The sequence below is a fragment of the Pseudomonas sp. JV245A genome (genome assembly GCF_032424515.1).
GTDB classification, from domain to species: domain Bacteria; phylum Pseudomonadota; class Gammaproteobacteria; order Pseudomonadales; family Pseudomonadaceae; genus Aquipseudomonas; species Aquipseudomonas protegens.
Genome location: NZ_VYKE01000077.1, coordinates 20,487 through 27,163, shown reverse-complemented (window position 1 = coordinate 27,163; position 6,677 = coordinate 20,487). Strand labels below are relative to the sequence as shown.

At 66.3% G+C, this 6,677-nt stretch carries 7 protein-coding genes; 4 read left to right on the top strand and 3 right to left on the bottom strand.

Annotated features, from left to right (window positions below; translation table 11 throughout):
* A partial coding sequence (locus F6S12_RS19765) for a short-chain fatty acid transporter (protein WP_315869234.1) occupies window positions 1-1,381 on the bottom strand: 1,381 nt, incomplete at its 3' end.
* A gap of 115 nt (window positions 1,382-1,496) precedes the next feature.
* On the opposite strand from F6S12_RS19765, the gene F6S12_RS19760 reads away from it, so the two are divergent.
* The gene (locus F6S12_RS19760; protein WP_041774476.1) at window positions 1,497-1,730 is read left to right on the top strand and encodes a hypothetical protein; all 234 of its coding nucleotides are present in this window, start codon (window positions 1,497-1,499) and stop codon (window positions 1,728-1,730) included.
* Window positions 1,731-1,734: 4 nt separating this feature from the next.
* A complete protein-coding gene (locus F6S12_RS19755) occupies window positions 1,735-3,123 on the top strand; it encodes a PLP-dependent aminotransferase family protein (RefSeq protein ID WP_123472975.1) in 1,389 nt (462 codons plus the stop codon).
* Here F6S12_RS19755 and panB read toward each other — a convergent pair.
* A complete protein-coding gene (panB, locus tag F6S12_RS19750; protein ID WP_011063469.1) occupies window positions 3,111-3,938 on the bottom strand; it encodes a 3-methyl-2-oxobutanoate hydroxymethyltransferase in 828 nt (275 codons plus the stop codon). The two genes, F6S12_RS19755 and panB, sit on opposite strands and share 13 nt — an antisense overlap.
* 175 nt (window positions 3,939-4,113) lie before the next feature.
* Here panB and F6S12_RS19745 point away from each other — a divergent pair, with 175 nt between their 5' ends.
* Both F6S12_RS19745 and F6S12_RS19740 read left to right on the top strand, forming a co-directional pair.
* On the top strand, window positions 4,114-5,442 hold the full coding sequence (locus F6S12_RS19745) for an MFS transporter (RefSeq protein WP_011063468.1): 1,329 nt from the start codon (window positions 4,114-4,116) through the stop codon (window positions 5,440-5,442).
* A 168-nt stretch (window positions 5,443-5,610) separates the two neighbouring features.
* Entirely contained in the window at window positions 5,611-6,129 is a 519-nt protein-coding gene (locus F6S12_RS19740; protein WP_011063467.1) for a hypothetical protein, read from the top strand.
* A 72-nt stretch (window positions 6,130-6,201) separates the two neighbouring features.
* Here F6S12_RS19740 and F6S12_RS19735 read toward each other — a convergent pair whose 3' ends face one another.
* Window positions 6,202-6,618: a lysozyme inhibitor LprI family protein gene (locus F6S12_RS19735; RefSeq protein ID WP_015637031.1), complete on the bottom strand. Its 417-nt coding sequence runs from the start codon at window positions 6,616-6,618 to the stop codon at window positions 6,202-6,204.
* Window positions 6,619-6,677 lie beyond the last annotated feature (59 nt).

Here is a 6,677-nt window from a genome sequence, read left to right as displayed (position 1 = left end):
CCAGGGCCCAGAGCAGCACCAGCACCAGGGGCGCATGCACCAGCAACTGGACAAAGGAGAAGCCGATCAGGTCCCGGGCCTTCAAGCCCAGCACCCCCAGCAGCGGCAGCATGTAGAAGGGGTTGATCAGGTTCGGCAGGGCCTCGGCGGCGTTGTAGATCTGTACCGCCCAGCCCAGGTGGTACTGCAGGTCATTGGCCACCTGCATCACGTAGGGCGCCTCGATGATCCACTTGCCGCCGCCCGAAGGAATGAAGAAACCCAGCACCGCCGAGTACAGCCCCATCAGCAGCGCGTAGGTGTCGTGGGAAGCGATCTGCACGAAGAAGGTCGAGATGTGGTGGGCCAGGGTCTGGCCATCCACGCCCTTGACCACGGTCATCAGCGCGGCGATCGAACCGTACAGCGGGAACTGGATCAGCACCCCGGTGGTGGTGGGCACTGCCCGGGCCACGGCATCGAGGAAGCTGCGCGGGCGCCAGTGCAGCAGGGCACCGGCCATCAGGAACAGGAAGTTGTAGGTGTTGAGCCCGGAGATCGCGGTGATCGCCGGTTTGGTGGCGAACTCGTGATACAGCCAGCCGGCCGCCAGCAGCGCCAGGAGAAGGGTCAGCAGCGGGCTGTATTCCAGCCATTCGCCAGGGCGGGTCCGGGGTTGCGGCTTGGGCATGCTGAAGCTCGGGTCGACCCCGCAGGCCTGGGCATCCCGGGCGCTGCCGGGGCCGGGCGCCGTGGCGTAGGCGACGATCAGCGAGACCACCACCAGGGCCAGCAGCAGGACGCCGGATTGCCAGAGAAAGATGGTCTGGGTGAAGGGAATGACCCCGGTGATGGCCAGGATCGACGGTGGCAGGCTGCCCGGGTTGGCCTGCAACTGCGCCGCCGAAGACGACAGCCCCAGGGCCCAGACCGCGCCCAGGCCCAGGTAGGCGGCAGCGCCGGCGGCGCGGTAGTCCATGCGCAGTTCGGTACGCCGGGCCAGGGCCCGCACCAGCAGGCCACCGAACACCAGGGACAGGCCCCAGTTGAGCAGGGAGGCGACCATGGAAATCAGCGCCACCCAGGCCACCGCCGAGCGGCCGTTCCTGGGAATGCGCGCCAGCTTGTCGATCAGCTTCACCGCCGGCGGCGAGCTGGCTACCACATAGCCGCCAATGACCACGAAGGCCATCTGCATGGTGAAGGGGATCAGGCTCCAGAAGCCGTCGCCAAACGCCATGGCGGCATCGGTGGGCTTGGCGCCCATGGCCAGCGTGGCCAGGGCAACGATGATCACCGCCAGCGCGGCGAACACCCAGGAGTCGGGAAACCAGCGTTCGGCCCAGTTCGAGCAGCGCAGGGCAAAGCGGGCGGAGCGGCTATCTTGAATATCAGCGGCCACGTGAGTACCTCGGATTTCTTATGTTTATAAGGAGGTCGGCCGCCCCAGGCAGAGGCGGCCGAGAACTGTGCAAGAATGCGGCAATTGCCACGGACTGCAAAGGATCTCAACGCCCATGTCATTTTCCCCCGAAGAACGCGCCGCACTGCTCAAGGTCAAGGGTGTCGGTTCTACCGTGGTCGCTCGCCTGGAACAACTGGGCATCACTTCCCTGGCCCAGCTGGCCGCCGCCGATGCCCTGCACATCGTCACCCAGGCTTCGGCCCTGGTGGGTTCCAGTTGCTGGAAGAACAGCCCCCAGGCCCGCGCGGCGATCCAGGCGGCGATCGCCATGGCCAAAGGCAACTGAAGCGGTGCAGCGCCACCCGTCTTTCGCCTATCAGGCGGTCTACCGCTACCTGTCGCAGTGGATCGACAACGCCGCCAGCGATCAGGAGCAACGCCTGCCGTCATTGCGCGAACTGGCGCAGCGGCTGAAGGTTTCCCTGTCCACCATCAAGTACGCCTACGCCCTGCTGGAAGACGAGGGGCGCATCTGTTCGCGGCCGCGCCAGGGCTATTTCACCCGGGCCCTGGCCGCCGCGACCGTGCCCGAGACCGGTGAGGACCTGCTCGACAACCTCTATGCCCAGGCCCGCCTGCCGGGGCGCCTGGCGCTGTGCAGCGATGCGCCGGCGATGCTGCTGTCGCTGGAGCAACCCTTGCTGATGACCGAGCGCGAACTGGCCCGCCAGTACCCGCGCAACCAGGCACCGCTGTACCAGCCCCTGGGCGAGCAGGAGCTGCGCAGCGAACTGGCCCGGCGCTACACCTGCTCCAGCCGCGACTACTGGCAGGCCGACCAGGTGTTCCTGGGGGCCGATCTGCACAGCGTGGTGGAGTTGGCGTTGCGGGCGCTGGACCTGGACGGCGGCGTGGTGCTGGTGGAGTCCCCGTGTTCCTGGGCGATCCTGCGCCAGTTGCGGGCGGCGCGCCTGCGGATTATCGAGCTGCCCCTGGATGCCGGCGGGCGCTTCGATCTGCAGCAGGTGCAAGCGCTGCTTCAGCGCGAGCCGGTGCGCCTGGCGGTGTTCTCCTCGACGGTGAACATCCCCCACGGCAGCCTGATGCCCGCCGCCGACAAGCAGCAGCTGTGCCGCTGGTTCGCCGAGCGGGGGATCTGGCTGCTGGAGAACGATAGTTACGGAGCATTCAGCTTCGTGCCCGGCGCTGCTCGCTATCGGGATTTCGCCGACCCCGAGCGCCTGCTGGTGTTCGCCAGCCTGGACAAGGCCATCGGCGCCGAGGCGCCCTTGAGCTACGTGCTGAGCCGCAGCCTGGGCCCGGCCTTGCAGCGCCAGTGCCTGGAGCGGCGCTTTCGCCTGTCGCCGATCCGCCAGAAGGCCGTGGCCCGGCTCTTGAGTTCCGGTCGCGTAGACCAGCACGTGCTGAAACTGCGGGGCATGCTGCAACAGCGGATGAAGCAGTTGCAGCAACTGCTGGACGAGCAGGCCGGCGGGCTGTTGCATGCGCCGCTTGCCGCCGGCGGCGCGACCTTGTGGGTCGAAGCCAGGCGCCCGGTGCCTATGACCCGGGTCTACGAGCGCCTGCTGGCCGACGGCATCGTCATCGCCCCGGGGGCGATCTTCAGCCAGCAGGGCTTGTGGCAGCAGCACCTGCGCCTGAGCTTCACCCTGGACTGGAGCAAGGATATCCAGGGCGCCCTCGGGCTGTTGGCGCGGGCGGTGAGTCAGGCCTCCTGAACCACCCCATAACAATGCTGCAACTGCGGAAAGGCCTGCTCCCGAACCTCTGCGGCGAAGCGTTCGCAGGCCTGGCTGATCAGGGCGCCGGCATCGGCGTATTGCTTGACGAAACGCGGCACCTGGGGCCCGCCCAGCCCCAGCAGGTCTTCGGTCACCAGTACCTGGCCGTCGCAGGCCGGGGAGGCGCCGATGCCAATGGTCGGCATCGGCGAGAAGTCGCTGATGCGCCGCGCCAGGGGCTCCGCAACCCCTTCCAGCAACAGGCTGAAGGCGCCGGCCTCGAGGTGGGCCCGGGCATCTTCCTCGATCTTGCGGGCCGCCTCGCTGTCGAGCCCCTGGGCCTTGAACCCGCCCATCTGGTTGACGAACTGCGGCATCAGGCCGATATGCGCCATCACCGGAATGCCCCGCTGCACCAGGAACTCCACGGTGGGCGCCAGGGCCCGGCCGCCCTCCAGCTTGAGGGCGGCGCAACCGGTGCGGGCCATCACCTCGGCGCAATTGCGGTAGGCCTGTTGCGGGGATTCCTGGTAGCTGCCGAAGGGCATGTCGGCAATCACGCAGGCCAGGCGGCTGCCGGCCACCACCGCGCGGGTGTGGGCGATGATTTCCGCCAGGCTCATGTCCAGGGTCGAGGTGCGCCCGTAACCGACCATGGCGGTGGAATCACCGATCAGGATGAAATCCACGAAGGGGTCCATCAGCCGCGCCATGTGGCTGGTATAGGCGGTGAGGGAAACGATCTTCTGCCGGCCTTTCATGGCCACCAGTTGCGGGACGCTCAGGCGCTGGGTGCGGGTATGGCTGCTCATGACGACTTTCCTGATTCTGCTTGGGTGGGAAAGTGCCCGATTATTGGCCTGGCGCGCGGCCGTTCAAGGTACAGAAAACCCCGGAAAACCAACCCAGGGCCGGGAACGGGTTGTTCCCCGGATCTTTTGCGTAGACCATGAGCGCCTTTGCTTTGTGCTGCCATCGAGTTGCTTTATGACCCCTTCCACTGAGTCGTCGCCGGCGCGCTTTTCCCGCTCCGACTACAAGACCCTGGGCCTGGCCGCCCTGGGCGGTGCCCTGGAAATCTACGACTTCATCATCTTCGTATTTTTCGCCCTGACCCTGAGCCAGCTGTTCTTTCCCCCGGAAATGCCCGAATGGCTGCGCCTGCTGCAGAGCTTCGGGATCTTCGTCACCGGCTACCTGGCCCGGCCCCTGGGCGGCATCCTCATGGCCCATTTCGCCGACCGCCTGGGGCGCAAGAAGGTTTTCAGCCTGAGCATCCTGATGATGGCGCTGCCCTGCCTGCTGATCGGCATCATGCCGACCTATGCCCAGATCGGTTATTTCGCGCCCTTGCTGCTGCTGGCGCTGCGGGTGCTGCAAGGTGCCGCCGTGGGCGGTGAAGTGCCCAGCGCCTGGGTATTCGTCGCCGAGCACGCGCCGCGGGCCCATCGCGGTTATGCCCTGGGCTTTCTCCAGGCCGGGCTGACCTTCGGCTACCTGCTGGGCGCCCTGACCGCGACCCTGCTGGCGCGGGTCTTCAGCCCCGAGGAAATCCTCGACCACGCCTGGCGCTATCCCTTCCTGCTGGGCGGCGTGTTCGGCGTGATCGGCGTCTGGCTGCGCCGCTGGTTGAGCGAAACCCCGGTGTTCGTGGCGCTGCAGCACCAGCGCGATGCCGCCGCCGAACTGCCCCTGCGCACCGTGTTGCGGGAACACCGGCTGGCGATCCTGCCGGCGCTGATCCTCACCTGCGTGCTGACCTCGGCGGTGGTGGTGTTCGTGGTCATCACCCCGACCATGATGCAAAAAAGCTTCGGCATGAGCGCCAGCCACACTTTTGCCCTGAGCAGCCTAGGGATTGTCTTTCTCAACATTGGTTGCGTGCTGGCGGGGCTGGTCGTCGACCGCCTCGGTGCCTGGCGCACGGTGATGCTCTATAGCCTGCTGCTGCCACTGGGCATCGCCGTGCTCTATGGCTGCCTGATCAGCGGCGGCGCCTGGATCGGCCTGGCCTATGCCATCGCCGGCCTGGGCTGCGGCGTGGTGGGGGCGGTGCCGTCGGTGATGGTGGGCCTGTTTCCGGCGCGGATTCGCGTGTCGGGGATCTCCTTCACCTACAACATCGCTTATGCCCTCTGGGCCAGTACCACGCCGTTGCTGCTGATCGCCCTGATGCCCTGGAGCCCCTGGATCTGCGTGATCTACTGCGCAGTGATGGGAGCGGTGGGGGTCGTCAGCGCCGGTTACTTCGGCGGCCGTGTGGGTGAGGAAGGGCCTGCGGCAGCGAGAGAAAGCTGCATGGCTGACCAACGCTAGGACTTTTCTTCGGCCTGCTGTGATTCAGCGAAGCGGCGAGCTAGAGCCTTCACCAAAACGCCTCTTGATCCCGCGTGAAACCGGGCTGGAAAAGGGCTTTCAGCCCCCGGTTTTTTCCCGCTAATCTCCCGGAACGCGCGGCCTGCGCTTGGGTTTCCGGGAGCTGTCTTGATTCGTTCGACGCTGTGTTCCTTGCGAAATTTCTCCGCCTTGGCGCCACTGTTACAAGTGGCGCTGATGAGCTTCGTGCTGGGGTTGGTGTTTGCCCTGATCCAGGCCTGGACCTGCACTCAACTGGACTACGGCCTGGAGGGCGCCAGCCCCGACAGCTTGCGCGCCCGGGTGATCGCAGTGGAGGCCGGGGCGCTGCTGGTGGAGGAACTCGACACCGGGGAGCGCCAACGCTTGCGCCTGAACCGCGAACTGACCCGGCTCCAGCTGCCACTCGCTCAACTGCCGGGGCAGACCCTGGTTCTCCGCCACCTGCGGGGGTACCTGCTCAGTTGTCGCCGCGACGATCAACCCGGATGCAGCGCCCTGTGTTCCAGCGCCGCAGAGTGCCAGCAGCGCCTGCGCCAGGGCGACTCGTGTGTTGGCATGCTGGGCTTTGCCTGGCTCGTCAGCCTGATCTGCGGGCTGCTGCATGGCTTGGGGCATCGACCGTTCTGGCAGCGAGCGGGCTCCTGAGGCCGCTTTCGCGGGCAAGCCCGCTCCTGCAGGTGCTCCGGCTTGCCGGCGAAGAGGCCCCCGGGCCTGCTGTCATTCGGGCAGCAGTTGTTCCAGATAGCGGGTGCGTTCGGTGCTCAGGCGGGTCACGCAGAGGTTGATCAGGGTCACATGGGCCGGCTTGCCCGGTTCCACTTCGAAGGCCTCCAGCACGCAGGTGCTGTCGCGGTATTTGATCCAGGCGCGTTGGGCGTTCTTCAATTTGCCGAGGTATTCCTGTTCTTGCAGCAGGCTGCTGGGGTACAGGTTGTGCACCCGGACCAGCAGCGCCTGATAGCTCTGGTTGAGTGCGGCGTCGGCCCGCTCCTTGTCCTGCTGGGCGCAGCGGTCGACCTGTTCGCTGACGCTGATGTGCTCGCAATCCAGCGCTGCGGCCTGGGCAGGCGCCCAACCAGCGGCGCCTGCAATTACGGCGATGACGAGGCCAAAGATCCAGGGCTGATAAGGCATGTCGGTCCCTTGCGCTGAGAATGAAGCGGGCATTCTACAGCGCTGTTCCCAATGCAGAA

Bases quoted from the DNA above. Each gene is read 5' to 3' on its own strand.
- F6S12_RS19745 (WP_011063468.1), top strand. From the start codon at position 4,114: ATGACCCCTTCCACTGAGTCGTCGCCGGCGCGCTTTTCCCGCTCCGAC.
- F6S12_RS19760 (WP_041774476.1), top strand. From the start codon at position 1,497: ATGTCATTTTCCCCCGAAGAACGCGCCGCACTGCTCAAGGTCAAGGGT.
- F6S12_RS19735 (WP_015637031.1), bottom strand. From the start codon at position 6,618: ATGCCTTATCAGCCCTGGATCTTTGGCCTCGTCATCGCCGTAATTGCA.
- panB (WP_011063469.1), bottom strand. From the start codon at position 3,938: ATGAGCAGCCATACCCGCACCCAGCGCCTGAGCGTCCCGCAACTGGTG.